This is a genomic window from Marinirhabdus gelatinilytica, from assembly GCF_003353425.1.
Taxonomy (GTDB): domain Bacteria; phylum Bacteroidota; class Bacteroidia; order Flavobacteriales; family Flavobacteriaceae; genus Marinirhabdus; species Marinirhabdus gelatinilytica.
In genome coordinates, this window is sequence record NZ_QRAO01000002.1 from 234,496 (window position 1) to 260,632 (window position 26,137).

The window sequence follows — 26,137 nt, forward strand, 5'->3', positions numbered from 1 at the left end:
AATCATTGGTTAATGTTTTTGCCTTTGCGCTCGCCCTCAATCCCTGAAGGGATGTCCACGCTCAATTGGGCATTAATAATACTTTTAATGGTTTCATAATCATTTAAAACTTGCTCATTCAAAAACCTTAATTCTAAAATTCCCAAGGTTTTTAGATAGTCCGTTCTCTCTAAATCCTTTTCTTTTTGTTCCTTTTGTAAATGATAGCCTCCGTCTATTTCTATAGACAGTCTTAATCTATGGCAATAAAAATCCAAAACATATCCAGCAATGGGATGTTGCCTTCTAAATTTAAAGCCCATTGGTTTGATTTTTAGATATTCCCAAAGTTTCTTTTCAGTTTCGGTCATACTATCCCTTAGCCTTGCGGCATTTCTAAAAACTTTTGGTGTAGCCCCATCGTGCATTCCTGATATTTTAAGAGGGTCTTTTTTCATCTAAGAGGGTCTTTAGAAAACCCACCCTTTAGGGATGGGGCAAGGTTTTCGGCAATCAATATTCCAATCACCACAAGGATGATTTCGCCTATGGCGTAGAGCAGGTATTTCGAGAAACGATTTTCTCGTATCAAACGTTGGCGGATATGTCGGAAGAATTTAATCATTGTCGTTTGTTTATTTCACTTGTAATAAGTTGTGTGAGTTCTTCAACCTCTTCTTCTAATTTTTTGAAATAGGGCAATTGTCTATGATAATTGTCAGCAAATACATCAAAATTATTTATAAACTCCTTGTTGTTGATAATTCCTAGCATGGATTGCCCCATAGACTGCATGGCATTTTGAATTTCTTCTTCAGTGAATTGAATATCCACGTATTCTGCGAAATTTGGGTCAATGGGTTTAAAATCCTTTATATTGTAATGGGATTGTGTTGTCTCCATTAACCTATTATGTGTTGAAGCGCTCGTATTATCCCAATTTTTAATGCTGGAATAATTATTATTAAGAGCAATTAATTTGCTCTTAATGGTATCATTTTTAATTACATTGAGGTTGCCACTGCTCAACAACTCTGTAAATGTATCTTGATTTGGGTTGATGCTATTCCATGTCATGGCAGTTTTCATATCTCCTGCAAGCTTCATGAAATTTATAGTGTCTTTACGCTTGTTAAAGTTAATTGCAATGGTATTTTGAATGTATTGCACCTGCTTTTTACGAGTATCATGAGTGTTCTGCCATAACAGTTTATCTTTTTCTAAATCGTTTACCAGACGTTTTAAATAGCCAATCTCAATAGCATCTTGCTTGCGTTCTTCATTCCAATTATTAATCTGTAATGCAATTAAAATACCAATCACCACAAGGATGATTTCACCTATGGCGTAGAGCAGGTATTTTGAAAATCGATTTTCGATTACTAATCTTTGACGTATATGGCGGAAGAATTTTATCATTGGTTAATGTTTTTGCCTTTGCGCTCGCCCTCAATCCCTGAAGGGATGTCCACGCTCAATTGGGCATTAATAATACTTTTAATGGTTTCATAATCATTTAAAACTTGCTCATTCAAAAACCTTAATTCTAAAATTCCCAAGGTTTTTAGATAGTCCGTTCTCTCTAAATCCTTTTCTTTTTGTTCCTTTTGTAAATGATAGCCTCCGTCTATTTCTATAGACAGTCTTAATCTATGGCAATAAAAATCCAAAACATATCCAGCAATGGGATGTTGCCTTCTAAATTTAAAGCCCATTGGTTTGATTTTTAGATATTCCCAAAGTTTCTTTTCAGTTTCGGTCATACTATCCCTTAGCCTTGCGGCATTTCTAAAAACTTTTGGTGTAGCCCCATCGTGCATTCCTGATATTTTAAGAGGGTCTTTTTTCATCTAAGAGGGTCTTTAGAAAACCCACCCTTTAGGGATGGGGCAAGGTTTTCGGCAATCAATATCCCAATAACCACAAGAACAATTTCACCTATGGCGTAGAGCAGGTATTTTGAAAATCGATTTTCGATTACTAATCTTTGACGTATATGGCGGAAGAATTTTATCATTGGTTTTCAGCTATTTCCGAAGTAATTAAATCTATTATTTCTTGGGTTTTATTCCTAACACCAATGGACTGTTCATTAGTGTAAGGTGTCATACCAAGTAATCGAGTGATATGATCTTCAAAATCAGGATGGTTTAAAAGATTTTCGAAATTAGCCTTTGGTACCAGATTTTTTAATTCTGAAAAATCACTAAGACTTTTACCAATGGTGAATCTGGCCCTTAATTCTTCATCAAATAAAAAATTAGTAATGAAGCCTCCTATTTGATACTGATCAATTAAAAAAGCGTAAAATTCTTCTTCGGTAAACCTAAAAATGTTCAATTCTTCTTCATTGAGCTCCTTTAAAAAACTCGAATATGAAGATATTCTGTTCCGTAAAGTAGCGTTTTCTATTAAATATAATTTACCTGCATTTATCAACTCATTGCTTACACCTAACTGTGGGTCAAAGGTTGGTCTCATTGTTGCACGTGAAAGATGATAATCTATACTATCTGTTGTAATATTTTTAGGGCGTTTATGGATGTAATTTAAAAGGGTAATGCACGATTTAATAACATCATTTCTAAGGCTGATTTTACTTTCTATTTGCTGCAAGTTACTTTCATATTCTGCCAATAACTGCGTTAGTATAAGTTGTTCTTGTTGGTCGTTTTTTTTATTCTCATTCCAATTGTTAATCTGTAAAGCAATAAGGATCCCAATTACTACAAGGATGATTTCACCTATAGCGTAGAGTAGGTATTTACTGAATTTGTTTTCAGAAAGTAAACGTTGTCTTATCCTTCGGAAGAATTTTATCATACTATCAGCACATTTTTGCAAGCTGTTCGTAAACAGGCTTCATCTTGTTCAAAATTAGTTTTGAAGTATTTGGCAACACCTGCGATAGGCTGTCTATAGTGTATTGTTGGGCTACAAGTATGTAGTATGGGAGCAAGGCCATAATGGTCCCAGTTTTCATGGTGAGGCTGGTTTTTGTTGCTTTGTAATATTTTGTTTTTCAGTGATATAAATGTAGGCTATTATTTTTTAACGAGAAATACGTGTTTATACTTATAGCTTTTCAACGGAATTCAAAATTGAAATCCAGGCCGAAATGGAACGTTGGTTTCAAAACCTAAAAGCCTGCAATGCCAACTGTTACTGTAAACCGTATTCAAATTATGACACCCTGTCAGTCTCTTTCCCTTGGCACATTCCTTGACTATTAGTAAGCGTATTACAAAAAAGAATTTAAAATTTATAACACTAATAATATGAGTAAAATAATTGGAATCGACTTAGGGACAACCAACTCTTGCGTTTCGGTAATGGAAGGTAGCGAGCCAACGGTAATCCCTAACGCCGAAGGAAAAAGAACAACGCCCTCCGTAATTGCATTTGTAGAAGGAGGAGAAATTAAAGTAGGAGATCCTGCAAAGCGCCAGGCCGTGACCAACCCAACAAAAACGGTTGCGAGTATCAAGCGTTTTATGGGGAACAAATTCTCTGAAAGTAAAAAAGAAGCAGATCGCGCTGCCTATAAAGTGGTAAAAGGTGAAAACGATACCGCCCGTGTAGATATTGACGGCCGTATGTACACCCCACAGGAATTGAGTGCGATGATCCTTCAGAAAATGAAGAAAACAGCCGAGGATTACCTGGGTCAAGATGTATCCCGTGCCGTAATTACGGTACCTGCGTACTTTAACGATAGCCAGAGACAAGCAACCAAGGAAGCTGGTGAGATCGCTGGGTTAAAGGTAGAACGTATAATCAACGAGCCTACCGCAGCAGCATTGGCTTATGGTCTTGACAAGAAAAGTACAGACCAAAAAATAGTGGTATTCGACTTTGGTGGTGGTACGCACGATGTATCGATCCTTGAATTGGGAGACGGTGTATTTGAAGTATTGGCTACCGATGGTGACACACACTTGGGTGGTGACGATGTAGATGAAAAGATCATCGACTGGTTGGCAGACGAGTTCCAGAAGGAAGAGGACATGGATCTTCGTAAGGACCCTATGGCACTACAGCGTTTGAAGGAAGCAGCCGAAAAAGCAAAAATCGAGCTTTCATCTTCTGCACAAACTGAAATCAACTTACCTTACGTTACGGCTACCGCTAGCGGACCGAAGCACTTGGTAAAAACATTGACACGCTCAAAATTTGAGCAATTGATAGACGACTTGGTAAAAAGAACCATCGCACCTTGCGAAAAAGCACTGAAAGCTGCTGGATTGAGCAAGAGCGATATAGATGAGATCATCCTTGTGGGTGGTTCCACACGTATTCCTGCCGTACAGGAAGCCGTAGAGAAGTTCTTTGGTAAAGCACCAAGTAAAGGTGTGAACCCGGACGAGGTAGTGGCTATTGGAGCAGCTATCCAAGGAGGAGTCCTCACTGGAGATGTTAAGGATGTATTGTTGCTGGACGTAACACCACTTTCTTTAGGTATTGAAACTATGGGTGGCGTAATGACCAAACTTATTGAGGCCAACACTACCATCCCTACCAAGAAAAGCCAGGTATTCTCCACAGCGGCCGATAATCAGCCAAGTGTAGAGATTCACGTACTGCAAGGAGAACGCCCAATGGCGAACGATAACAAAACAATAGGTCGTTTCCACTTGGACGGGATCCCACCAGCACAACGTGGTGTACCACAGATAGAGGTAACGTTCGATATTGATGCCAACGGTATCATTAAAGTAAGTGCCGAGGATAAGGCAACCGGTAAGAAGCAGGATATCCGTATCGAGGCATCTTCTGGATTGACCGAAGAGGAAATCCAAAAAATGAAGCAAGAAGCCGAAGCAAATGCTGAAACTGATAAGAAGGCAAAGGAAACAGCCGATAAGATCAACGAGGCAGACGGGATGATTTTCCAGACCGAGAAATTGCTGAAGGAATCTGGCGATAAGTTATCTGAAGATAACAAGACCAAGATCGAAGGCGCTCTTGAAGAATTGAAGAAAGCTTACGAAACCAGAGAGATCGAGAAGATCCAACCCGCGTTGGATAACATCAACGAAATCTGGAAGACTGCGAGCGAAGAGATCTATAAGGCACAAGCCGAAGCTCAAGGACAACAGGGAGCTCCAACAGGAGAGCCCACTGCCGATGCAGACAACGCAACAGAAGGCAATAATGAAGGAGCCGATGTTGAGGACGTAGACTTCGAAGAAGTCAAGTAGCCTGTGCTAAGCGGAGTCGAAGCATAGATTTCGACGAAGTAAAATAACGGTTGTCATTCCGAGCCTAGCGAGGAATCTTCAATCCTATATTTAGAAGTTAAATCCCACAACTGTTTAAGTTGTGGGATTTTTTGTTAGAATAGCTCACCTAACCTTAAAATAAAATAGGTAGGTTGCCTAAGGGCAATAGCATTTTATATTGTTTAAAAATTATAGTGGAAATGCAATTAAAGCCAGCTATATAAACAAAAGGAAATCAATTATTCAGCTTCGGGATAATATGTTACATTTGGTATTCAAAATGCTTTTCTATGGATAATGCATCTACATATATTTTGGCAGGAGCGCTCATCATCATTATGTTGGGGATGGGGCTAAGCCTTAAGGTTGAGGACTTTAAGCGCATCGTTCTGTACCCAAAAGGAATCTTTATAGGACTTACCAACCAATTGATCTTTCTTCCGGTTATAGGTTTTTTAATTGCCACTCTTCTTCCCATGCAGCCAGAGATAGCAGTGGGGGTAATGATTCTGGCAGCTTGCCCCGGCGGACCTACTTCAAACTTAATTTCATTTATGGCAAAGGGTAACCTGGCGCTCTCGGTCTCTCTAACCGCATTGAGTAGTGTGATTACCATATTGACTATTCCGTTTATCGTTGTGTTTGCCTCTGAATACTTTGTAGGGGCAGAGGAGGTGGTGCAACTTAATATAGTACAGACCATTGTGCAGATTTTTGTAATCGTGGTAATCCCCATTGCCATAGGGATGCTTATTAGGAGCGCAAAACCCGAGTTTGCCAATAAAATGGGTAAACCAGTACGTATAGCCTCCGGTGTTGTATTGGCATTGATCATTATTGGACTGGTAATTAAGGAGCGTGCTAATTTTGTGACCTATCTCAAGCAAGCCGGGGTCGCTACCTTTTTGCTGAATGTTTTAACAATGGCGTTGGGATATGCTTCTGCTAGGTTGTTTAAGTTGGCCAAAACTTCGGCTATATCAATTTCTATTGAGTCTGGGATACAAAATGGAACCTTGGCCATCACTATTGCTATTGTGATGTTACAAAATACTTCCTATGCCATTGCTCCGGCTGTATATAGCTTGCTAATGTTTATTACTGGAGGGTTTGCTATCTATCTTTTCAACAGAAAGACGTAAAAAAAGGACCTGTATATACAGATCCTGGTTACATCAAACTATTTAATAAAAATTAATTGTCGTCTTCGCTGGTTTCTATGGCGATTACTGTTTTTGCAGAGGGTACGATACTGCTTTTCTGTAAATCTAGAGTTCCAGAATTAGACATCAATACCATTGAGAAAATTTCAGTATTGGTAAACTTGTTTTCAGCAATCATCAATTCTTTTAAGTTACTGTTGTTGGCAAGTTGTACGGGTAATGCACCCACAAGTTGATTGTCGAACACATTAAATACTTCCAGTGCTGTTAAGTTGTTTATTTCGGAAGGTACATTTCCGGAAAGTTGGTTGCTGCTCAAGTGCAACTGCTTTAGGTTGGTTAGGTTTCCTACACTGCTTGGGATCTCTCCCACTAGTGCGTTACCGTTTAAGGCCAAGGTTTGTAGGTTTTTAAGGTTTCCAATAGTTGTAGGTAAATTTCCCTCAATTTTGTTGAAAGAAAGCTCTAGCGTCCTTAAATGGGTTAAATTTCCTATAGAAGCCGGAAGCTCTCCATTAAGGTTGTTGAAAAGAAGACTGATTCCTGTAACCCTGTCATTTTCTACCGTAATCCCTTGCCAATTGGTTACTGGTGTATTAAGGTCCCAAGATTGTATCCATTGATCGCCCTGCGTTGCTACATACAAATCCAGCAAGGCCTCTTTTTCTGCTTCGCTTACATTGGCAGTGGCTATAACAGTAAAAAAAAGGAAAAATGAGGTTATTAAAGTTGATTTCATCGGTTAGTTTTTACGATTATTCCTACAAGTTTAAGCAAAAAAAATCAATTTTTTGCTTAAACGTAAAAATAATCGATGAAATGCAGTTTTGTAAAAATTTAGTTTTCAGCTATTTGCTTCAGGAAAGTGGTGTTCACTTCGTGAATCCCTTGAAAAACCTCAATGGTTAGCCTTTCTCCAAATAGTTTTGTTCCCTTCAGGGTTTCTTCAGTTTTTTTGGCCTCGGTAATGTACTGGTCTTTATTTCCGTAGATGTAGGTAATGTTGCAATTTCTTGAAAGATACTCGAAATCTTTTTTGTCCAGTTCTTTGGGTATGCCGCCACTGTGCAGTATAAGTTCGTCGCATTGTATCTTTCTGGCCGCCAACCATCGGGTAGCAATAGAGACTCCCTGGGAATATCCCATTACTATAAAGCGGGGAAGTGTTTGTGGTTTTTCATGTTGCCACAGGGCATCAATATAACTCAGTACGTTTTTAGTCTCTTGCACGGTATTCTCCCTAGTGAGCCACGAGGAACCCACATGTTTAAACTTAGGGCCCAAATAGTATTTTGAGGGCGCCTGTGGAATGATAATGAAGTTCTCCTGGGCATCCAGGTGCATAAAATATTTTGCAAAATACTTACTCAAATAACCCATCCCGTGGAAAACGAGCCAGATATTTTTTGTTTTCTCCGTAAAGGTGTTGAGTGTACTATAGGTGTTGGAAGTAGAATAGGCAACTTGCTTTTCTTGCATCTTTTTTGGTTTTGTATTTTTACAAAAGTATTTAATTGAAAGTAAACAAGTATATAGATGAAACATACCAAAGCTGAAATTCTCGAGGGTTGTAAAAAAATGTGCAAGAATACCCTTATGGAAACACTCGATATAGAATTTACCGATGTTTCCGAAAACACACTTGTGGCACGTATGCCCGTAACACCAAGGGTACACCAGCCGGATGGTGTACTGCACGGCGGGGCATCGGTTGCGCTGGCAGAAAGCGTCGGAAGTGCTGCAGCCTTCATCTTCCTTAATGCCGAAGAAGTAGCCATACGGGGCATCGAGATTGCTGCAAATCATGTAAAGAGTGTGCGGGAAGGCTATGTATATGCACACGCCAAGGTGTTGCATAAAGGAAGAACCACACAGCTTTGGCAAATACGAATTGTTAATGAGGAAGACCAACTAGTTTCCTTGGTGAAGCTTACTACTATAACACTTCAAAAATAAATTAACTTCTTATCAATCGTTCTTTTCTTTATTTAAGTGTACATTTATGTAACAAAAACTCGCTAACAACTAACAATGCAACTCCTGAAAAACCAACCATCATGCAGTATCCTCAACTTACCCAGAAAGCTTTGGGTTGTTTTGAAAATAACGTTCCTTTTGTCCTGTTTTCAATTCCAGGGAGCAATAGTATAACAGGGATTTTTCAGAAAGACGTGCATACTTCTCTCCCCAATGAGTCGCTAGAAGATAGTTTTATATTTTCCCCCTTCAATCTCCAACAAGAAAACTATCGCATACCCTTGGAAAATAGCGATTCATACAATTGTATGCTCAATTTAAAAGAGGAAGAAATATCTCCGCAAACCATTACAATTGATGAAACTAAAGAAGATAAGCAGGCACACCTTACCCTAGTTAACAATGCCATAGATAAAATACAAACCGGCAACATCCAAAAGGTTGTGGTATCCAGAAAAAAAGAAATTTCGCTACAAGGATTTCAGCTACAAAAACTATGCGACTCACTTTTCTCACAAAACCCATCAGCTTTTCGGTACGTTTGGTATCACCCAAAAACAGCTCTTTGGTGTGGTGCAACGCCCGAAGTACTCATCAAGACAAAAGACAATGCATTTACTACCATGGCATTAGCGGGCACCCAAAAAATTGAGAATACCTCCATAATATTTTGGGGCGATAAAGAAAAAAACGAACAGCAGTGGGTAGTAGATGCCATTGTAGATAGCTTGTTGGATAAGACCACGGCGCTAAACATCTCTAAAACAAAATCCCATATTGCAGGAAATCTTGCACATTTACGCACCGATATTAAGGGCGTGCTGAACACAAGTCGTTATGGGCTCAAAAAAGTAGTGGAAGCATTGCACCCAACCCCAGCGGTATGTGGCACACCTACCAAACGGGCACAGGATTTTATCTATAAAAACGAAAACTATGACCGTGAGTTTTACACTGGGTTTTTAGGAATTTCGAACGCAGAACAAAATAGTACAGACTTATTTGTAAACCTACGTTGTATAAAGATAGACCAAAACAATGCTACTCTTTTTGCTGGAGGAGGAATCACGAAAGATTCCAATGCTGAGGATGAGTGGCTAGAGACCCACAATAAAATGCAAACAATGATCCAAGTATTACAACCGCTGCTTTAAGATATGGACCAGCAGTTGTACCTTTGCGGTAATGAAATTTAGTAGTAAACCCCTCTCACAAACAGTTAGCCAGCTTTGTCTTGCCAAGGAGGCGACACACATTGTTATTTCCCCTGGTTCCAGGAATGCGCCCCTCACCATTGGGTTTACCGAGCACCCAGAATTTACTTGCTACAGTATTGTGGACGAGCGTTGCGCCGCATTCTTTGCCTTGGGGCTGGCACAGCAGTTGCAAAAGCCCGTAGCAGTTGTTTGTACTTCGGGTTCTGCGTTGCTCAACTATTTTCCGGCAGTGGCAGAGGCGTATTATAGCGATATCCCATTGGTAGTGTTAAGTGCAGATAGACCGCCACATCTACTAGAAATAGGTGATGGGCAAACCATACAGCAAGAAAATGTATATGGAAAACACATTTTATATGCAGCAAATTGTAAAGAAGGAGAGAAGCATCAAATATACAATGAAACTGAAATTAATATCGCATTAAACACAGCGATAGAGCTTAGCGGCCCAGTGCACATAAACCTCCCTTTTTCTGAACCACTGTACCACACTGTGGAGGATCTTTCGGTAAGGCCACAGCATGTACCAGCACGAAAACTGGATAAAGAACAAATTGCTACGGGAGAGTTTAAAAACCTTGTTGAAACGTGGAATTCTTCAGCAAAAAAAATGGTATTGATAGGGGTGCTGCAACCCAATAGTATTTCTGAAAAACAAATACAGGTATTGGCTGAAGACAAGAGCGTCCTTGTGCTCACCGAAACTACCAGTAACCTACATCACCCCAATTTTATCCCGGCCATTGATCAATTGATTTCATCTTTGGACAAAACCGAGATGGAAGCCCTACGACCAGATGTGCTGTTGACCTTTGGTGGGATGGTAGTATCCAAGCGTATCAAGGCCTTTCTAAGAAAATTCAAGCCCCAAACCCACTGGCATGTTGATCCCAAAAAGGCGTACGACACTTTTTTTGCACTGGAACATCACAGTAAAACCAACCCAGATTTCTTCTTGCAAAAACTATATAGCGAGTGTCTTCCTGTTGAAAGCGATTACCAACAAAAGTGGCTCTCGGTTCGAAAGCATAGAGTGGGACAACATGCTGTGTACACAAATAAGGCTCCATTTTCAGATTTTAAGGTGTTTGCTCAAATTTTCGAAATGTTACCCAACAACATTCAGCTGCAATTAGCAAACAGCGCAACGGTTCGGTATGCACAGTTGTTTGACCTAGACCCTAGTTTCCAGGTGTACTGTAACCGTGGTACCAGTGGCATTGATGGTAGTACGAGCACTGCTATTGGAGCCGCCGTAGCTTCAACAAAGCAAACCGTATTCCTCACGGGAGACCTAAGTTTTCTGTACGATAGCAATGCGTTGTGGAACGAGCACATCCCTTCAAGTTTCAGGATTGTCATTGTAAACAACAGTGGTGGGGGGATTTTCAGGATACTTCCGGGAGATAAGAACGGTGAGGCATTTCAGCAGTATTTCGAGACCAAACACCAACTCACGGCAGAGCATTTGTGCAAGATGTATAGCTTGGAGTATGTTTCGGTCACTTCTGAAACTGGATTGGTAGCTGCACTAAAAACTTTCTTCAACAATAGTGGAAAACCCAAAGTGCTCGAGGTCTTTACACCTTCAAATATAAATGATGAAGTACTTTTGGAGTATTTCAACTACATACGTTAGTGGTCTTCAAGGATGTTCCTTCCCCATTGGTACGCTTCTTCTAGGCTGTTCACGATTATAAATGGTTTCTTAAAGAAATTTTCTTCAAGGTGGGCATTGGTCATAGAGGCTTTTTCAGAATTTACTATTGCCAACCCTTTCAGTGTAGGAACTTTATTGAGGTATTTATAGTCAGTCGGGACCACTGCATAGGAATGTATCCTATTGGAAATATAAATCCATGGTTTCGTTCCAAGAATGGCAAGTCCTTTCAGCAATAATGAAAAACCGTTTTTAAACGAAAGCGTGGTACCTTCCTTTACTTCAACAACTGCAAAATTATCGTAGAGGTACACATCTGCGGCTTCATTACTGAAATAATCCCGAAGTTCTAAATTTTCAGGGAAATGTGAGGAAATGGTTTTTTTGTCCATTGATTAAATACTGAGGAGATTGGGGATTAATAATATAGGTACAGCAAATATACAAACGCTAAATCGTACCTTTGTAAAACTATGCTGAAATTAGGAGAATACCAAGAATTAACCATATTAAGAGATACAGACCCTGGTCTATACCTTGGCAATGCCGAAGAAGACGAGGTCCTGTTGCCACACAAATATAAACCTGAAACCTTTGAAATAGGCGACACCATCACGGCCTTTGTCTATCTAGACTACGAAGAACGTCCCGTTGCAACTACCCTGAAGCCATACGTAACGTTGAACAATTTTGGTTATCTCCATTGTGCAGATGTGAACCAATACGGCGCTTTTATGGATTGGGGCGTTCAAAAGCAATTGTTCGTACCTTTTAAGGAACAGGCACGCCCTATGAAGGTTGGAAACTGGTATATAGTATATCTCTATCTCGATGAACAGACACAACGGCTCGTGGGATCCAGTAAGACCAATAAATTTTTGGACAATTCCAGCCTTGAGGTCGAGAAATTTGAAGAAGTAGATATCTTGGTAACGCATCTAACCGACAAAGGAGCGAATGCCATTGTAAACGGAAAACACCACGGCCTTATCTATATAGATGATATTTTTGAGGACATCCGTACGGGAGATAGGTTGAAGGCTTATATCAAAAAAATTAGGAGTGACAATAAAATAGACCTCGTACTGCAACCTCCAGGTTACCGCAGCATAGAACCCAACGCCAATTATGTGCTGGACGAGTTAAAAGCCGCTGGAGGATTTTTGCCCCTACACGACAAAAGCGATCCGGACACTATTAAAAATGAATTGGGACTGAGCAAAAAATCCTTCAAAAAAGCCATTGGGAGTCTTTACAAAGACAAACAAATTATTATTAAAGAGGATGGGATCGAGCTGATCGCTGAAGATTAATACGAATTTTTGAAAAACGTTTTCTTATAGGCCACACACGTTTTGATTCGTGAATCATTGGCAATCTTTGGGTGTTGGAAATCGCCTACATATTCCAAGCCAATTTTTTGCATGACGTGTTGTGAAGGGAGGTTTAAATCTGGTGCAAAAGCGTAAACTTCGGTCAAACCAAATTGTTTTTGAGCTGCTTCCAAGCATGCGTTGGCAGCTTCAGTAGCGTAACCGTTGCCCCAAGCTGATTTTTTGAGTCGCCAACCCATATCTACACAGGGGGTAAATATACTCTGCCAAGCCTGTACGGCTAGCCCACAAAACCCTATAAACTCTCCGGTTTCCAAAATATCTACGGCAAAATAGGTATAGCCGTGCTTTTCAAAATGAAGTTGTAGTCGTTTAATTAAACTAAGTGTTTCTTCTTCTGAAAGTGTTGCTGGGAAATACCGCATCACCTCTGGGTCTTTGCACATCTCCACAAAATGTACTTCATCACTCGGGAGCCAGTTGCGTAGACCAAGGCGTGGGGTGGTGAGGGTGTAGTTTTTTGCTTCCATTATTTAGCAGTATCCAGTAACACCTCCAAAATAGTAATAGCAGCATCACTAATTTTGGTTCCCGGTCCAAATACAGCTACAGCTCCGGCATCGAACAAAAAGTCATAGTCCTGTGGTGGAATGACACCTCCCACAATAACCATAATATCTTCTCGTCCCAATTTTTCCATCTCTTCTATCACTTGTGGTACGAGGGTTTTATGGCCCGCTGCAAGGCTGGAAACGCCCAGGACGTGTACGTCATTCTCAATTGCTTGTTTGGCAGCTTCTTTGGGAGTTTGGAAAAGCGGACCAATATCTACATCAAAACCAACATCGGCATAGCCCGTAGCCACTACCTTGGCACCGCGGTCATGACCGTCCTGTCCCATTTTGGCAATCATAATTCGAGGGCGACGGCCTTCCTGCTCGGCAAATTGGTCTGCGAGCTGTCGCGCTTTTTCAAACTGTGGGTCTTTTTTTATCTCTTTGCTATACACACCGCTAAATGATTTTATTTCTGCTTTATAGCGTCCAAAAACTTCTTCCAGGGCATCGCTTATTTCACCAAGCGTGGCACGTTCTCGGGCAGCATCTACGGCTAAAGCTAGTAAATTTCCTTCACCTGTTCTGGCACATTGTGTCAATTTTTTCAAGGCTTCGGAAACTTTTTCGGTATTTCTTTCGGCTTTTATTTTCTCCAATTGCTCCATTTGTCCCTTGCGTACCTTTTGGTTGTCCACATCCAAAATCTGCAATGGGTCTTCCTTTTTTAGCTGGTATTTGTTCACTCCCACGATCACGTCCTGTCCACCATCTATCCTGGCTTGCTTTCTCGCGGCGGCTTCTTCAATACGGAGTTTGGGGATTCCGGCTTCGATAGCCTTGGTCATGCCACCTAAATCTTCAACCTCTTCAATAAGCTGCAAAGCTTTTTCGGCAATATCGTGCGTTAATTTTTCAACATAGTAGCTTCCAGCCCAAGGATCAACCGTTCGGTTGATCTGTGTTTCCTCCTGTAAATAGATTTGTGTGTTACGTGCAATGCGTGCCGAAAAATCTGTTGGTAGCGCAATGGCTTCGTCCAGGGCATTGGTATGTAAACTTTGTGTACCCCCAAAAGCTGCGGCCGAGGCTTCCACACAGGTTCTGGCTACATTGTTAAAAGGATCTTGTGCCGTTAAACTCCAACCACTGGTCTGGCAGTGGGTGCGCAATGCCAACGATTTAGGGTTTTTAGGGTTGAACTGCTTCACCAGTTTGGCCCATAGCATTCGTGCGGCCCGCATCTTGGCAATCTCCATAAAATGGTTCATCCCAATGGCCCAGAAAAACGATAGGCGAGGAGCGAAGGTATCTATATCCATCCCAGCGGCGATACCGGTTTTAATATATTCCAACCCATCGGCCAGGGTGTAGGCCAACTCAATATCGCAAGTGGCGCCAGCCTCTTGCATATGGTAGCCTGATATGGAAATACTATTGAATTTGGGCATATTTTGAGATGTAAATTCAAAAATATCGCTGATTATTTTCATGGATGGCGTTGGCGGATAGATATAGGTATTCCGTACCATAAATTCCTTTAAAATATCGTTCTGGATGGTCCCTGCAAGTGCATTGGGAGCTACGCCCTGTTCTTCGGCAGCAACTATATAAAATGCCATGATGGGCAGTACAGCACCGTTCATAGTCATAGAGACGCTCATCTTGTCCAAGGGAATCTGGTCGAACAAAATCTTCATATCCTCTACACTGTCTATCGCCACACCCGCTTTTCCCACATCGCCCACCACACGCTCATGGTCGCTATCGTACCCACGGTGGGTAGCAAGATCGAACGCCACAGAGAGTCCCTTTTGTCCCGCGGCTAAGTTGCGGCGGTAAAATGCGTTGCTATCCTCAGCGGTTGAAAAGCCAGCATATTGACGGATGGTCCAAGGCCTACGCACGTACATCGTAGAATACGGGCCACGTAGATTGGGTGCAATTCCTGCCACGAAGTCAAGATGCTCTAGGTTTTCAGTGTCTCTTTGAGTATAAGTCTTTTTAACTGAAATATTTTCAGCAGTAGTGAAGCGTTCGTCGTTTGTCGTTTGTCGTTTGTGGTTCACACCCTTTAAAGTGAGGTGTTGTAAATCTTTTCTCTTCATCACATAATGGTCTTTAGTGCAAATGGGTCGTAATGGGCATTAAAACCAGCATTCAGGTTGATAAAAACAGTCTGAAAATTTTTGGTGATAAAGTAAGCCGTAGTGTAAACATCAAAGTCATTTTCAGTATTAGTAAACTTATATACATATTTAAATATGTAATCATTTTTACTCCCATTGTATTTTGAGGAAATCCTCTCTACCTCAATAGGAGAGTTTTCTACATTTTTTTCAATTTCTAGACGATTTATCCCCAAGACATATTGGGCGTCTTGCTTGGTTAAAGGAGTAAATGGAAACGTGTTCACTGTTATAGATGCCAAGGATACTTTATCAAAAAACAGATACAATTCGCCATCTGCATCCTTTAATTGATTCATCCGTTCAATCTCGAAGGATTGGGACTCTTCGGGATACTTTTCTCTTACGATTTGTTGGTATTCTGAAATAGAGATCTTTTCGAACTCCAGTGGGATATACACTTTTACACCAGAATCCTCAAGAAACTCATACCTGCCATTGGGTTCTTCATTCTCTTGTAAATCGTTCCAAGATGCTAGTTGTGTGCCCACTTCGAGACATCCGGTAAGAGTAATGGAGAAACTTACCAACAATGATACTAATCTCAGTTTATTCATGGTCCAATCGTTCTTGTTCAACTTTTTCTGAAAGGCGTTTGGCGACAATAGGTTCTATTTCGGTTTTACGCGGATTGGTTTTTATAAAAGGATACAGCTCCAAATCGTTTTTCATCGTATCAATATCGTTGGGATATTTATTGGTGCCCACCAAGACCAATTTGCCCTGGTCAAACCAGTCCTGCTCTTTTGTAGCGCTCTCTTTTATCTTTTTCTGAAGCGTACCATCCTTTAGTTGTGCCAACAACCCGCCCCCTTTTTCAATAGATTTGAATATTTCCAACGCCTTTTCGGCCAGCTGTTGGGTAAGCGTTTCAATGTAATAGCTGCCGTCTGCTGGATTGCAAACCGTATCGAAATAGCTTTCGTGCTTTAAGATAAGCAACTGGTTTCTTGAAATACGCTCCCCAAACTCGTTGCTCTTGTGGTACAGTGCATCGTACGGCAAATTACAAACCGTATTGGCTCCTCCCAGTACAGCACTCATAGTTTCGGTAGTGGTACGGAGCATATTTACGTTATAATCGTAAATGGTTTTGTTGCGTTTTGAGGGTGTTGCCAATACGTGGCAGGTTTCTGAAACATTATATTCTGAAGCCAATGTAGCGTACAACAGGCGTAAGGCCCTAATTTTGGCGATTTCAAAAAAGTAGTTTGACCCTGTAGCTGTTTTGAACGTCATGGAGCGTGAAGTATTCTTATCACCCCCGGCGTGACAGAAATGATTGAGGTATTCGTTGGCGTGGGCAAGGGCATACGCCAATTGCTGCACACTATTGGCCCCCGCGTTTTGGTATACCGAAGTATCTACTGAAATCAAGTTTTCTTGGGGGTATGCTTGCTGAAGGGCATTCAAAATCTCGTGATCTTGCTGAAGGTTATGGTACCAGTTTCCTGTCTTGGCAAGATTGCCCAATACATCTACATTGTAAAAGACCGTCGCTTTCTTTTCGGTTAGGTAGGAAATCGATTTCAACAAAAATTCCTTGTCCAAAAAATCAAACTGAAAATAGATAGAGGTCGCTCCAAAAGGAAAATCCTTAAAAACACTTTGTATTGAAAAAGGAGCTTCAGCAGTAAACACAATGGCCTCTGCGCCTCTATGTATGGCATCCAATGCTAACTGATTGGCAATCGTTTCATCATCAATAAACACGTGCTGGGCTATGTTCCAACTTTTGGGGTGCCCGGGGATGGTAGGTGGAGTGCTTTCAAAATCATCTGCATGGTAAGTGGGCCGCACGTCTATGCCCTCCAAACTCTGCCAAACCAACGTGTCGTTATAGTCGGCTCCCTTTAGGTCCATTTGTATTTTTTGTTTCCACTGTTTGGCGGAAACGGATTCAAAATCTTTGAATAAGTTGGTACTCACATTATTTTTTTTTGGGGTTTGAAACTTTATTTCAGGCTGTCTTCGTTTTCAATTATATAGATATCCTCACCTTCTTTTTTAAGGTAATATTTTTCGCGGGCATACTTTTCAATTTCGTTGCTGTCCTGCATCTTATCAAGGAATTTCTTGTCCTTTTCAATTTCCTTCTTGTAAAATTCCTTGTTTTCTTCAAGTGCATTGATGTCCTCGTCCAGTTCCTTGTGTATAAAGTACGAATTTGTATCGAAAAAAATCATCCACACGGCAAAGCATATCAGGATAATTACATAGGTGCTTCCCAATATCTTGAACCAGCGTTTTTGTTTTAATTCTTTAAATTTCATTGCCAATTTTTTGCTGAACGATATTCCGTATCACATCCACAGCTACGGTATTGTAACGGTTGTTGGGGATGATGATATCTGCAAATTCCTTTGTGGGTTCTATAAATTGCTGATGCATGGGCTTTAGGGTGGTCTGGTAGCGGTGCAATACCTCATCCAGATCGCGCCCACGTTCGGCAATATCACGCTTTAATCTGCGTATCAACCGTTCGTCACTATCTGCGTGCACAAAAATCTTTATGTCGAACAGTTCCCTGATTTCGGGGTGGGTCAAGATTAATATGCCTTCAACAATAATAACTTTTCTGGGAAACGTTGTTACAGTTTCTCCTGTACGATTGTGCTCTACAAAACTATAGACAGGTTGCTCAAAGGATTCTCCTTCCTTCAAAGTTTCCAGATGCTTAACCAGCAGGGGAAAGTCTATGGAATTTGGATGGTCAAAATTAATCTGTACTCGCTCTTGGTAGGTTAAGTTACTGGTGTCCTTGTAGTAACTGTCCTGCGAAATAACACACACTTCATCTACAGGAAGTTGTTCGATAATTTGCTGAACAACGGTTGTTTTGCCACTTCCGGTACCGCCTCCTATTCCTATTATGAGCATATTTTTGTTGTTTGGAGCAAAGGTAGAAAATATGTTAGTTTAGGGAAGTTATTCTTCAACTTTTGCAACTTCGTTTTCGGTGATCATCTCGTCCTGTGTATTTCCCCAGCTGTTCATTACATAGTTCATAACGTCTGCTACTTCTCGGTCGCTCAATCCCATGGGAACCATCACACCATTATAGGTAACGCCGTTCACTACAATTTCTCCTTTTTGCCCATATTTTACTGCATGGATACTTTCTTCTCTTTTTTCTTTTAGCCAGTTGGATCCGGCCAGGGGAGGAAAGTTGCCCGGTACACCTTTTCCGTTGCCCAAGTGGCATTGCATGCAAAAATCTGTATAGATAATCCCACCACGTTCCATACTGGCTTCAAGGGGTGTTTGCTCTTTTTCAGTTTCTGAAATTTTAACACCACCAATTTTAATGTTATTCTTTTTTTCTGAATTGTTACAGCCTGCTAGTACAAGAGGTAGTGTGAGCAGTAGAAGTGCTTTTTTCATATTTTGTTTTGTGTGTATTTTAGTTAGGTACCATTTTGTAAATTCCGTCACCTTCAACAGCAATGTAAATATAACCATCCGGAGCTTCTTTTACATTGCGAACCCGGCCAATATCTACAGCGATTTTTTCACGGTCTATTACTTCGTCACCTTTCAGCTTCAGCAATTCTACATAATTAAATTTCAGCGAACCCACCAATAAGCGCCCTTTCCAGTCTGGATACTTGTCACTGGTCACAAAATCCATCCCGCACGGGGCAATGCTGGGTACCCAATAGTAAATGGGTTGGGTCATTCCTTCCATTTCGGTCTTATCGGTAAACTTGGTACCGCTATAATTTACACCGTAGCTTACCACGGGCCAGCCGTAATTGGCACCTTTTTCTAAAATATTTATCTCGTCGCCACCTTTTGGGCCATGCTCATGTATCCAAATTTTACCAGAAGTAGGGTGGATGGCCATTCCTTGCGGATTTCTATTTCCGTAGGTATAAATAGCATCCAAGCCTTCCTTTCCCACAAAAGGATTGTCTTTGGGAATGCTGCCATCGTCATGTAGCCTGTACACTTTACCGCCATCGCGGGTAATGTCCTGTGGATTCACATCCCGAGCGCCTCTTTCGCCAATGGCAAAGTAGAGATAGCCTTCGTTATCAAACTCGATTCGGGAGCCAAAATGTTGCCCCCGTGTGGTATTGGGAGTGGCCTTGTAAAGATCTTCTATTTGGGTAAGGGCCCCGCCTTTAAGTTGGGCACGGCTCAATTTTGTATTTCCACCGCTACCTTCTCCTTCTTCTGAGGCATACGTAAAATAAATCCAGCCATTAGCAGCATAATTGGGGTGAAGGGTAATGTCCAGCAACCCTCCTTGTCCGCGATTGTACACTTTGGGGACATTTTGAATTTCGGTTTTTGTACCATCTTTAAAGTGGAGGAGGCGCCCGTCCTTTTCGGTAACGAGCATACTGCCGTCCGGAAGCCAGGTCATCCCCCAAGGATTGTCCAGGTTGTCTACTACTTTTTCGTTACTGTATCCGCGTTTGGAATCTACCGTTAGTGCCACGTCATTTTTTTTCTTGGGAGCATTGCAAGCTATTAGTAGCAGGTAAATAATAGGGCAGAGGACTGTTCTTTTCATAGTGTGTTTTCTTTTTGAAAAGATACGTATTTACTGTTTAAAACGAAAACCCAAATGCCATTGGCATTTGGGCTTTGCGGGGTTACGCTGTCAGGTCTCGTTGGCTAACTCGAAGCTTCCAAGTCTCTGACCTACTAATATATACGAAAAAACTTACAAGATGGTTTTTCAATCATATACTAAAAGACTAACCCGCCCGTGGGTGATCATGAAGGTTATATTTAGTAAATATGAAAAGATTTTTGTTAAAAATTTGGTTTTAAGATTAAATTACATACTTTTGGTAAACCAATTTGGTAAACCAATTTTGATACTTTAAAAATATGATGTTCTTTACAACCTATAAATCTTACTTCAACCTATATCTTTTAGGGGTGACCACTGCTTTGCTTTTTTCGAGCTGTGCTGAAAATAAAACTCAATCGGCTGGAGAGGCTACTGAAAATCTAGCAATGGGGACATCTGCGAACGACGTTATACCATTTTTTGAGCACTGGAACTTAATTTCAGGCAATGGTAAAAATGTGGGGCCCGCGATGGATTATGAGGATAAAGACTATTTTTTTACCACAAAGGATGGGGATGAAGATTGGGTAGTGTTTAAAACACCCAATGCTGGGAATACCCACGGTACCTCAAACAACACCAGGACCGAACTGGCCCAACTTAAAAAGTGGCTGCCCACAACCGATGCCAAAATGAACGCCACCCTAAAAGTGATGAACGTTTCAAGTACGGGAGATGCGCATGTTGCTTCAACATATTCAGTTGTTGTGGGACAGATTCACAGTGCAGACGGTCATGAGAACGAACCCCTTAAAATTTTCTATAAAAAATTCCCTGGCCACACCAAGGGGTCTGTTTTTTGGAATTATGAGATCAATACGGCAGGAGATGATAATTCGAAACGTTGGGATTATTCCTATCCAATTTGGGGTTACGACTTTTCGGTTGTTGGTACTGGTAAAGATATCTATCCGCCCGAGCCTGAAGACGGGATTGCCTTGGGTGAGGAATTTAGTTATGCCGTAGAAATCAAGGATGGTATAATGTATCTAACCTTCAGCAGTGAAGGACACGAAACTAAAACGTTCACTAAAAATTTAATCGAATCTGAATACGCGACGCGTTCAAGTATCCCGCAACAAACCAAAGAGTTATTCTTCCCCATTGGCCAGGATGGTGTGGAGCGTGAGAATGCGTATGCTGAAGAGGGATTATTTTTCAAACTGGGTTGTTACAACCAAACCAACGGAAAAGACCCTAAAATAAATAAGGTATGGTGCTCAGGTGCCGAAACCCACGGTGGTGATGTGCAAAAACAATATGCAGATGGTAACTACGCCGAGGTTTGGTTTAAAACTGGAAGTATTGAGATTAGTGAGAATGCTTATTCCAACGCGGGTTATTTTGAAGCAAATGATGGATTGAGCCAAAAGATTGTATACCCAAATGAAGTGATCCCATTTATGGATAAATTTAAAATTCTATTGGGTAATGGTACAACGGTTGAAGATCTTACAGAGTATCAACATGAAGATTTTTTCTACACGGTCATAGATGGTACAAGAAGATGGGTAGTATATAAAACACCAAATTCTGGGGTTACTTCGCCAAACTCCAGCAATACAAGAACAGAGTTGGGTGAAAAAAGAGACTGGACGCCTGAAGAAGGCGGGAAGCTCACAGGAACATGTAAGGTAATGCAGGTCTCTGTCTCTGGTGATGCAAGGGTAGCTGCCTCCTATTCTGTTGTGGTAGGGCAAATCCATAGTGGTGAAGGGCACGAAAACGAACCTTTAAAAATATTCTATAAAAAATTCCCAGGTCAGGAAAGAGGCTCTGTGTTCTGGAATTATGAAATCAATACGGAGGGTAATGATAATTCTGGTAGATGGGATTACTCCACTGCAGTCTGGGGGCACGATATGTCTGTGATTGGAAAAAGTAAAGATGACTATCCTACTGAACCTAAAGACGGAATAGCTTTGGGGGAAGAATTCAGTTACGAAATTAATGTTTATAATGGTATTATGTATCTCACATTTAAAAGTGACAATCACGAAACCAAAACATTTACAAAAAATCTTATAAAATCCGAATACACAAAACGCTCTGACCTACCTAAACAAGTTGAAAAAATCTTTGTGCCCATAGGCCAGGACGGAACCGAACGTGCCATTGCCTATAGCGGTGAGTTGGGCTACTTTAAACAAGGGGCTTACAATCAAACCAATGGAAAATCCCCCCGAACAAATAGGGTTTGGTGTGCAGGTGCCGAAACGTATGGGGGCGACATTGCCAAGCAATATGAAAATGGATGTTACGCCGAAGTTTGGTTCAGAGAAGCAACAGTGGGACCGGGAGTTCCGCCGAAAAAATAAAAAAGCTTGGGATACCTCTACAATTAAAAACATACAATCAAAAAAAAAGATTATGAAGAGATTCAGTGAAAAATACATTATTACCAAAGAAATGCAGTGGGAAGAACTGGGAGGAGGAGTTTCAAGAAAATTTTTAGGATATGATAACCAAATAATGATGGTTAAAGTCAAGTTTGAGAAAGGGGCCCTGGGCGCTCCACATCAGCATTTTCATACACAAGCAACTTATTGTGTCTCAGGGAAGTTTGAATTTGAAATTGATGGAGTGAAGCAAATTGTAGAAGCAGGCGATGGGGTTTACATCGAGCCAAATTTATTGCACAGTGCAGTTTGCCTAGAAGAAGGAATGTTGATTGACACATTTAGCCCTGTAAGAGAAGACTTCCTAACGGGTGGTGAAGTATCGTACTTTGGTGATAAACCATCTTAAACAACACTCCCTATCTGTGAACATTTTATGAAATAGACTGATTTTTAACACAAATAAATTTGCGTGGTAAGATAAAGATGCTATATTTGGTTCACCAAACTGGTTTACCAATTTGGTGAACCAAAAGGAACTATAAAAAAATAGGATGGGTGTGCGCCCATCCTATCAAAAAAATTACTCCTTCGTCAGAAAGTAATTTAGAATGTACTGAGTTACCAATACATTAGATGCAAAATTAACAAAACAAATTATCACAACCGAGCATCAAGCGTATTTAAGTTAGTGCAAAATCAATTAACAACTTAAATTAACAACCATGAACTTAAAAAAGAGATTATTCTTGCTCTTGCTGCTCGTTAGCAGTTCAATTGTGCTAGCGCAAGAAAGCTACACGTTGTCCGGAACAGTAGTTTCGGCAGCAGATCAAATTCCAGTCCCCGGTGCCAATGTGATACTGGAGGGAACATCGAGGGGTACAACAACCGATTTTGACGGAAATTATGAAATCCAAGTCCAAAACGGCGATGTTGTTCAGTTCTCATATATAGGGTATGTGTCCCAATCTGTAGAAATAACGGGGCAAACCACGCTCAACATTGCCTTAGCTGAGGAAGCGAGTTCGCTGGATGAGGTTGTTGTTGTTGGGTATGGAACCAGAAAGAAAAGCCAAGTAACCGGTGCTGTTGCGAAGATTGGGGGAGAAGAAGTTGCTGCTATCCAATCTACTCGTGTAGACGAAGCATTGGGAGGTAAACTTGCAGGTGTTTTAATTCAAAATCAAGATGGAGCACCTGGTGCAGACCCTAAGATACAGGTTAGGGCAGCATCCTCTATTAATGGTAATAGCAATCCGCTTATCGTTGTGGACGGATATCCAATTTCGGGAACACTAGCAACGGTAAACCCAAATGATATTCAAAGTATAGAGGTGCTAAAAGATGCGGCTTCGGCAGCAATTTATGGTTCTAGGGGAGCAAATGGTGTTATTTTGGTAACGACCAAAAAAGGAAAAACAGGCGATCCTACTTTTAGTTATGATACTTACTCAAGTATATCAAGCAGATACCGTAGTGACAGAAGAAAATTAACAGCTGGTGAATGGGCCAACGAACTGGAGCAAGGCATTGCTAGCGGAAGGTTTGATGTGTCTGAACTAGATCCAGCATTTGTTAACTATAAGATAAATGCCTATAGAAACGCACCTGATGTAGTACCTGTTGAGGATTATCTCTTCAGAAATGGATACAGTACCAGCCATAACTTTAGCATGAGTGGTGGTAGTGAAAATGCTAATTATTTTGCATCGGTAGGGTACCAAAATACTGAGGGTGTTGTAATTACTCAAGCTTTTGAGAGGGTAAACGCTCGTTTAAATGTAGATGCCAGATTAGGTGACAAATTTGAAACAGGTGTAAGCTTTAATGGTTTTGCTTCCGATAGAGATATAGTGGGGCATGATATTAGAGACCTTTTAAGGGCTTATAATATACATCCTATATACCATACCGCGGCATCTATTGCATACGTTCAGCAATTAGATCAGCAGGCGCAAGCTTTGGGGCTCGATCCTTTTGATGATGGATACAGAGGAGGTGATGCACCTTTCAACAATAGTATTTATACCCTAGAGCCGGGTGATACTGCCCAAGACTGGCACTACGGAAGAAGTGGTAACGGAATTGGAGGGTCTGGAGATGCAGGTCCTGCAACAAAACTTGATAATACCGATAGATACCAAAAAACATTTTTCGCTAATGTAAGCTCATACCTGCAATACCAAATAGTAAAAGGGCTCAATATTAAAACCGTGCTTGGTGGAGATATTAGAGATACCCAAGACTACTTTTGGAGAGGGCTTGAGTTCGATTCTAGGGCCAGACCCAACCAGACCGCTTTAGATCAAGTGGACGTTAAAAGATCCTCTATCTTGAGTGAGACTACTTTGAATTATAGTGGAGAGATAGGAAACCACGAAATATCTGCCGTAGCAGGAGTTGAGTTCCAGACTCTGTATACAAGGGGAACTGCCTTGAACGGTACCAATGTACCATTTAGCGATATCATTAACTACAATTTATTGCAGCCAGAAGACATTGCTGTGACAGAAGTTGATGAGACCATTGTAAGAAAAAGTATTTTTGGAAGGATAAACTACGCCTTTGACAATCGTTACTTACTATCTGTTTCGGTAAGAAGAGATGGAGATTCTCGTTTTGGAGCAAACAACAAGTACGAAACATTCCCAGCGTTCTCAATTGGATGGAATGTGCACAACGAAGCCTTCTATAATTTTGATGCTATAAGTACTTTAAAACCAAGATTTAGCTATGGTTCTCTTGGAACCACATCAGATTTAGGTGCCTACAATTCTTTAAGTCTTCTAAACCCACAATCTACAGCATTGGGGACCGGGTTCTTGATACCTTCAGATATTGAAAACTCAGAACTTACCTGGCAAACTAATACGGAGACTAACTATGGACTTGACCTTGGTTTTATAAACAATCGTGTTAGGTTGAGTGCAGACTACTATACATCGGATATTGAAGATATATTAATAAACCAAAGTGTATCCGAGGTGTTCGGTACGCCTTCCATACGTCTCAATTCTGGCGATGTAAGAAGTACTGGTATTGAACTTGAGCTTTCTTCAGCCATAGTGAGAAACGAAAATTTCAGCTGGGATTTTGGCGGAAACTTTTCCACCGTTGAAACAGAAATTACAGACCTAGGGGGGCTGGACGAATTACCCCAGACAATTTATGGGCAGAGCGGAAGAGGACCCGTGTTCAGAAATTATGTAGGTGGTGAAATTGGTGAAATGTGGGGATTGGAGACCATTGGGATTGTTGAAGATGAGTACATAGAAGATCCTACACGAGCCATAGGCATCAATAGTTCAGAATATTACGTAGTAGATCAAAACGGTGATGGAGTTATTGATAATACAAAAACCGTTGAAGAAGGTGGAGACTTGGTGAAAATAGGCCAGAACACTCCAGATTTCTACTATGGTGTAAACAGCAATTTCCGTTATAAGGATTTCGACCTTTCCTTCCAATTGCAAGGAGCTGAAGGTGGTGAGGTTTTTAATGTGGATCCATTGTACTATAATTCAGAATTTGGTGGAAGACTGCGCGACAGCTTTGATGCAGATAATGATGGTATTGCCGATCATAACGGATTGCACTATACACAGTCAAGAAACCAAACAGACGCACAAATACAAGACGCATCCTATTTAGCGATGAGAAACCTTACCTTGGGTTATACGATTAAGCCGGAGTTTATTACAAGAGTTGGTATCAATTCGGCTAGGGTATATCTGGCTGCGACCAACTTATTCTACATCTTCGGAGATGATTATACTTCAGATAACCCAGAAGGTGTGGAAACGACCAACACTGGTTATTTAGGGCCTACAACATACGGAGTGCAGGTAGGTGCCAGTCCAATAGTAAGAAGCTTTACGTTTGGGTTAAATGTTAATTTTTAAATAAAAGAAA

Annotated in this window: 27 protein-coding genes; 9 read left to right on the plus strand and 18 right to left on the minus strand. The window is 40.9% G+C overall.

Features of this window, described 5'->3' with window-relative positions; translation table 11 throughout:
* Positions 1 to 2 precede the first annotated feature (2 nt).
* Genes C8D94_RS07125 through C8D94_RS15295 form a run of 7 tightly spaced genes read right to left on the minus strand, consistent with a single transcriptional unit; the run spans position 3 to position 2,962 of the window.
* Positions 3 to 437: an endonuclease domain-containing protein gene (locus tag C8D94_RS07125; RefSeq protein WP_211308903.1), complete on the minus strand. Its 435-nt coding sequence runs from the start codon at positions 435 to 437 to the stop codon at positions 3 to 5.
* On the minus strand, positions 434 to 604 hold the full coding sequence (locus tag C8D94_RS15285) for a hypothetical protein (RefSeq protein ID WP_170134727.1): 171 nt from the start codon (positions 602 to 604) through the stop codon (positions 434 to 436). Before C8D94_RS15285 ends, C8D94_RS07125 begins: the two co-directional genes overlap by 4 nt.
* Positions 601 to 1,398 (minus strand): DUF6090 family protein, encoded by a 798-nt coding sequence (locus C8D94_RS07130; protein WP_115123244.1) that lies wholly within the window; start codon positions 1,396 to 1,398, stop codon positions 601 to 603. The genes C8D94_RS15285 and C8D94_RS07130 overlap by 4 nt, the downstream gene beginning before the upstream one ends.
* Entirely contained in the window at positions 1,395 to 1,829 is a 435-nt protein-coding gene (locus C8D94_RS07135) for an endonuclease domain-containing protein (RefSeq protein WP_211308903.1), read from the minus strand. Before C8D94_RS07135 ends, C8D94_RS07130 begins: the two co-directional genes overlap by 4 nt.
* Positions 1,826 to 1,996, minus strand: a complete 171-nt coding sequence (locus C8D94_RS15290) for a hypothetical protein (RefSeq protein WP_170134728.1) — start codon at positions 1,994 to 1,996, stop codon at positions 1,826 to 1,828. Before C8D94_RS15290 ends, C8D94_RS07135 begins: the two co-directional genes overlap by 4 nt.
* The gene (locus C8D94_RS07140) at positions 1,993 to 2,802 is read right to left on the minus strand and encodes a DUF6090 family protein (RefSeq protein ID WP_115123245.1); all 810 of its coding nucleotides are present in this window, start codon (positions 2,800 to 2,802) and stop codon (positions 1,993 to 1,995) included. Before C8D94_RS07140 ends, C8D94_RS15290 begins: the two co-directional genes overlap by 4 nt.
* A 4-nt stretch (positions 2,803 to 2,806) precedes the next feature.
* The gene (locus C8D94_RS15295; protein ID WP_170134736.1) at positions 2,807 to 2,962 is read right to left on the minus strand and encodes a hypothetical protein; all 156 of its coding nucleotides are present in this window, start codon (positions 2,960 to 2,962) and stop codon (positions 2,807 to 2,809) included.
* A 295-nt stretch (positions 2,963 to 3,257) separates the two neighbouring features.
* Here C8D94_RS15295 and dnaK point away from each other — a divergent pair, with 295 nt between their 5' ends.
* Both dnaK and C8D94_RS07150 read left to right on the plus strand, forming a co-directional pair.
* Positions 3,258 to 5,180, plus strand: coding sequence for a molecular chaperone DnaK (gene dnaK / locus C8D94_RS07145; protein ID WP_115123246.1), 1,923 nt, complete (start codon positions 3,258 to 3,260; stop codon positions 5,178 to 5,180).
* Between the two features lie 311 nt (positions 5,181 to 5,491).
* Positions 5,492 to 6,343, plus strand: coding sequence for a bile acid:sodium symporter family protein (locus C8D94_RS07150; RefSeq protein ID WP_115123247.1), 852 nt, complete (start codon positions 5,492 to 5,494; stop codon positions 6,341 to 6,343).
* Between the two features lie 52 nt (positions 6,344 to 6,395).
* On the opposite strand, the gene C8D94_RS07155 is transcribed toward C8D94_RS07150, so the two are convergent.
* Together C8D94_RS07155 and C8D94_RS07160 are read right to left on the minus strand one after the other, a co-directional pair.
* Positions 6,396 to 7,103, minus strand: coding sequence for a leucine-rich repeat domain-containing protein (locus C8D94_RS07155; RefSeq protein WP_115123248.1), 708 nt, complete (start codon positions 7,101 to 7,103; stop codon positions 6,396 to 6,398).
* A 98-nt stretch (positions 7,104 to 7,201) separates the two neighbouring features.
* On the minus strand, positions 7,202 to 7,843 hold the full coding sequence (locus tag C8D94_RS07160) for an alpha/beta hydrolase (protein WP_115123249.1): 642 nt from the start codon (positions 7,841 to 7,843) through the stop codon (positions 7,202 to 7,204).
* 57 nt (positions 7,844 to 7,900) lie between these two features.
* Between C8D94_RS07160 and C8D94_RS07165 the strand changes: the two genes are divergently transcribed.
* The 3 genes from C8D94_RS07165 (at position 7,901) to menD (ending at position 11,197) form a co-directional block, all read left to right on the plus strand.
* Positions 7,901 to 8,320: a PaaI family thioesterase gene (locus C8D94_RS07165; RefSeq protein ID WP_115123250.1), complete on the plus strand. Its 420-nt coding sequence runs from the start codon at positions 7,901 to 7,903 to the stop codon at positions 8,318 to 8,320.
* 101 nt (positions 8,321 to 8,421) lie between these two features.
* The gene (locus C8D94_RS07170; RefSeq protein WP_115123251.1) at positions 8,422 to 9,495 is read left to right on the plus strand and encodes an isochorismate synthase; all 1,074 of its coding nucleotides are present in this window, start codon (positions 8,422 to 8,424) and stop codon (positions 9,493 to 9,495) included.
* A gap of 31 nt (positions 9,496 to 9,526) precedes the next feature.
* Positions 9,527 to 11,197, plus strand: coding sequence for a 2-succinyl-5-enolpyruvyl-6-hydroxy-3-cyclohexene-1-carboxylic-acid synthase (gene menD / locus C8D94_RS07175; protein WP_115123252.1), 1,671 nt, complete (start codon positions 9,527 to 9,529; stop codon positions 11,195 to 11,197).
* On the opposite strand, the gene C8D94_RS07180 is transcribed toward menD, so the two are convergent.
* Positions 11,194 to 11,610, minus strand: a complete 417-nt coding sequence (locus C8D94_RS07180) for a hypothetical protein (RefSeq protein WP_115123253.1) — start codon at positions 11,608 to 11,610, stop codon at positions 11,194 to 11,196. The two genes, menD and C8D94_RS07180, sit on opposite strands and share 4 nt — an antisense overlap.
* Positions 11,611 to 11,691: 81 nt before the next feature.
* Here C8D94_RS07180 and C8D94_RS07185 point away from each other — a divergent pair, with 81 nt between their 5' ends.
* Positions 11,692 to 12,531 (plus strand): CvfB family protein, encoded by an 840-nt coding sequence (locus C8D94_RS07185; protein WP_115123254.1) that lies wholly within the window; start codon positions 11,692 to 11,694, stop codon positions 12,529 to 12,531.
* On the opposite strand, the gene C8D94_RS07190 is transcribed toward C8D94_RS07185, so the two are convergent.
* From C8D94_RS07190 to C8D94_RS07225, 8 genes are read right to left on the minus strand one after another with little or no spacing between them, the layout of a single operon-like run.
* A complete protein-coding gene (locus C8D94_RS07190; protein WP_115123255.1) occupies positions 12,528 to 13,082 on the minus strand; it encodes a GNAT family N-acetyltransferase in 555 nt (184 codons plus the stop codon). The two genes, C8D94_RS07185 and C8D94_RS07190, sit on opposite strands and share 4 nt — an antisense overlap.
* Positions 13,082 to 15,214, minus strand: coding sequence for a methylmalonyl-CoA mutase (gene scpA / locus C8D94_RS07195; protein ID WP_115123256.1), 2,133 nt, complete (start codon positions 15,212 to 15,214; stop codon positions 13,082 to 13,084). The genes C8D94_RS07190 and scpA overlap by 1 nt, the downstream gene beginning before the upstream one ends.
* On the minus strand, positions 15,214 to 15,852 hold the full coding sequence (locus C8D94_RS07200) for a hypothetical protein (protein ID WP_115123257.1): 639 nt from the start codon (positions 15,850 to 15,852) through the stop codon (positions 15,214 to 15,216). Before C8D94_RS07200 ends, scpA begins: the two co-directional genes overlap by 1 nt.
* Complete coding sequence (locus tag C8D94_RS07205; RefSeq protein WP_115123258.1) at positions 15,845 to 17,224, minus strand: methylmalonyl-CoA mutase subunit beta; 1,380 nt, start codon at positions 17,222 to 17,224, stop codon at positions 15,845 to 15,847. The genes C8D94_RS07200 and C8D94_RS07205 overlap by 8 nt, the downstream gene beginning before the upstream one ends.
* Before the next feature lie 26 nt (positions 17,225 to 17,250).
* Positions 17,251 to 17,568, minus strand: a complete 318-nt coding sequence (locus tag C8D94_RS07210; RefSeq protein ID WP_115123259.1) for an FtsB family cell division protein — start codon at positions 17,566 to 17,568, stop codon at positions 17,251 to 17,253.
* Positions 17,558 to 18,175, minus strand: a complete 618-nt coding sequence (gene udk, locus C8D94_RS07215; protein WP_115123260.1) for a uridine kinase — start codon at positions 18,173 to 18,175, stop codon at positions 17,558 to 17,560. The genes C8D94_RS07210 and udk overlap by 11 nt, the downstream gene beginning before the upstream one ends.
* Positions 18,176 to 18,223: 48 nt before the next feature.
* On the minus strand, positions 18,224 to 18,679 hold the full coding sequence (locus C8D94_RS07220; protein WP_115123597.1) for a c-type cytochrome: 456 nt from the start codon (positions 18,677 to 18,679) through the stop codon (positions 18,224 to 18,226).
* Positions 18,680 to 18,698: 19 nt separating this feature from the next.
* Positions 18,699 to 19,817, minus strand: a complete 1,119-nt coding sequence (locus C8D94_RS07225) for a PQQ-dependent sugar dehydrogenase (protein ID WP_115123261.1) — start codon at positions 19,815 to 19,817, stop codon at positions 18,699 to 18,701.
* Between the two features lie 323 nt (positions 19,818 to 20,140).
* On the opposite strand from C8D94_RS07225, the gene C8D94_RS15535 reads away from it, so the two are divergent.
* The 3 genes from C8D94_RS15535 to C8D94_RS07240 all read left to right on the plus strand — a co-directional run bounded on the left by C8D94_RS15535 (position 20,141) and on the right by C8D94_RS07240 (position 26,127).
* Positions 20,141 to 22,201 carry a polysaccharide lyase family 7 protein gene (locus tag C8D94_RS15535; protein WP_115123262.1) on the plus strand — a complete coding sequence of 687 codons (2,061 nt, stop codon included), beginning with the start codon at positions 20,141 to 20,143 and terminating at the stop codon, positions 22,199 to 22,201.
* A 52-nt stretch (positions 22,202 to 22,253) separates the two neighbouring features.
* On the plus strand, positions 22,254 to 22,631 hold the full coding sequence (locus C8D94_RS07235) for a cupin domain-containing protein (protein WP_115123263.1): 378 nt from the start codon (positions 22,254 to 22,256) through the stop codon (positions 22,629 to 22,631).
* 316 nt (positions 22,632 to 22,947) lie between these two features.
* Positions 22,948 to 26,127 carry a SusC/RagA family TonB-linked outer membrane protein gene (locus C8D94_RS07240; RefSeq protein ID WP_115123264.1) on the plus strand — a complete coding sequence of 1,060 codons (3,180 nt, stop codon included), beginning with the start codon at positions 22,948 to 22,950 and terminating at the stop codon, positions 26,125 to 26,127.
* Positions 26,128 to 26,137 lie beyond the last annotated feature (10 nt).

Coding starts and splice junctions, on each gene's coding strand:
- C8D94_RS07160 (WP_115123249.1), bottom strand. CDS start 7,843: ATGCAAGAAAAGCAAGTTGCCTATTCTACTTCCAACACCTATAGTACA.
- scpA (WP_115123256.1), bottom strand. CDS start 15,214: ATGAAGAGAAAAGATTTACAACACCTCACTTTAAAGGGTGTGAACCAC.
- menD (WP_115123252.1), top strand. CDS start 9,527: ATGAAATTTAGTAGTAAACCCCTCTCACAAACAGTTAGCCAGCTTTGT.
- C8D94_RS07210 (WP_115123259.1), bottom strand. CDS start 17,568: ATGAAATTTAAAGAATTAAAACAAAAACGCTGGTTCAAGATATTGGGA.
- C8D94_RS07150 (WP_115123247.1), top strand. CDS start 5,492: ATGGATAATGCATCTACATATATTTTGGCAGGAGCGCTCATCATCATT.
- C8D94_RS15535 (WP_115123262.1), top strand. CDS start 20,141: ATGATGTTCTTTACAACCTATAAATCTTACTTCAACCTATATCTTTTA.
- C8D94_RS07165 (WP_115123250.1), top strand. CDS start 7,901: ATGAAACATACCAAAGCTGAAATTCTCGAGGGTTGTAAAAAAATGTGC.
- C8D94_RS07185 (WP_115123254.1), top strand. CDS start 11,692: ATGCTGAAATTAGGAGAATACCAAGAATTAACCATATTAAGAGATACA.
- C8D94_RS07140 (WP_115123245.1), bottom strand. CDS start 2,802: ATGATAAAATTCTTCCGAAGGATAAGACAACGTTTACTTTCTGAAAAC.
- C8D94_RS07200 (WP_115123257.1), bottom strand. CDS start 15,852: ATGAATAAACTGAGATTAGTATCATTGTTGGTAAGTTTCTCCATTACT.
- C8D94_RS15295 (WP_170134736.1), bottom strand. CDS start 2,962: ATGAAAACTGGGACCATTATGGCCTTGCTCCCATACTACATACTTGTA.
- C8D94_RS07220 (WP_115123597.1), bottom strand. CDS start 18,679: ATGAAAAAAGCACTTCTACTGCTCACACTACCTCTTGTACTAGCAGGC.
- C8D94_RS15285 (WP_170134727.1), bottom strand. CDS start 604: ATGATTAAATTCTTCCGACATATCCGCCAACGTTTGATACGAGAAAAT.
- C8D94_RS07170 (WP_115123251.1), top strand. CDS start 8,422: ATGCAGTATCCTCAACTTACCCAGAAAGCTTTGGGTTGTTTTGAAAAT.
- udk (WP_115123260.1), bottom strand. CDS start 18,175: ATGCTCATAATAGGAATAGGAGGCGGTACCGGAAGTGGCAAAACAACC.
- C8D94_RS07190 (WP_115123255.1), bottom strand. CDS start 13,082: ATGGAAGCAAAAAACTACACCCTCACCACCCCACGCCTTGGTCTACGC.
- C8D94_RS07240 (WP_115123264.1), top strand. CDS start 22,948: ATGAACTTAAAAAAGAGATTATTCTTGCTCTTGCTGCTCGTTAGCAGT.
- C8D94_RS07180 (WP_115123253.1), bottom strand. CDS start 11,610: ATGGACAAAAAAACCATTTCCTCACATTTCCCTGAAAATTTAGAACTT.
- C8D94_RS07135 (WP_211308903.1), bottom strand. CDS start 1,829: ATGAAAAAAGACCCTCTTAAAATATCAGGAATGCACGATGGGGCTACA.
- C8D94_RS07155 (WP_115123248.1), bottom strand. CDS start 7,103: ATGAAATCAACTTTAATAACCTCATTTTTCCTTTTTTTTACTGTTATA.
- C8D94_RS07130 (WP_115123244.1), bottom strand. CDS start 1,398: ATGATAAAATTCTTCCGCCATATACGTCAAAGATTAGTAATCGAAAAT.
- C8D94_RS07235 (WP_115123263.1), top strand. CDS start 22,254: ATGAAGAGATTCAGTGAAAAATACATTATTACCAAAGAAATGCAGTGG.
- C8D94_RS15290 (WP_170134728.1), bottom strand. CDS start 1,996: ATGATAAAATTCTTCCGCCATATACGTCAAAGATTAGTAATCGAAAAT.
- dnaK (WP_115123246.1), top strand. CDS start 3,258: ATGAGTAAAATAATTGGAATCGACTTAGGGACAACCAACTCTTGCGTT.
- C8D94_RS07225 (WP_115123261.1), bottom strand. CDS start 19,817: ATGAAAAGAACAGTCCTCTGCCCTATTATTTACCTGCTACTAATAGCT.
- C8D94_RS07125 (WP_211308903.1), bottom strand. CDS start 437: ATGAAAAAAGACCCTCTTAAAATATCAGGAATGCACGATGGGGCTACA.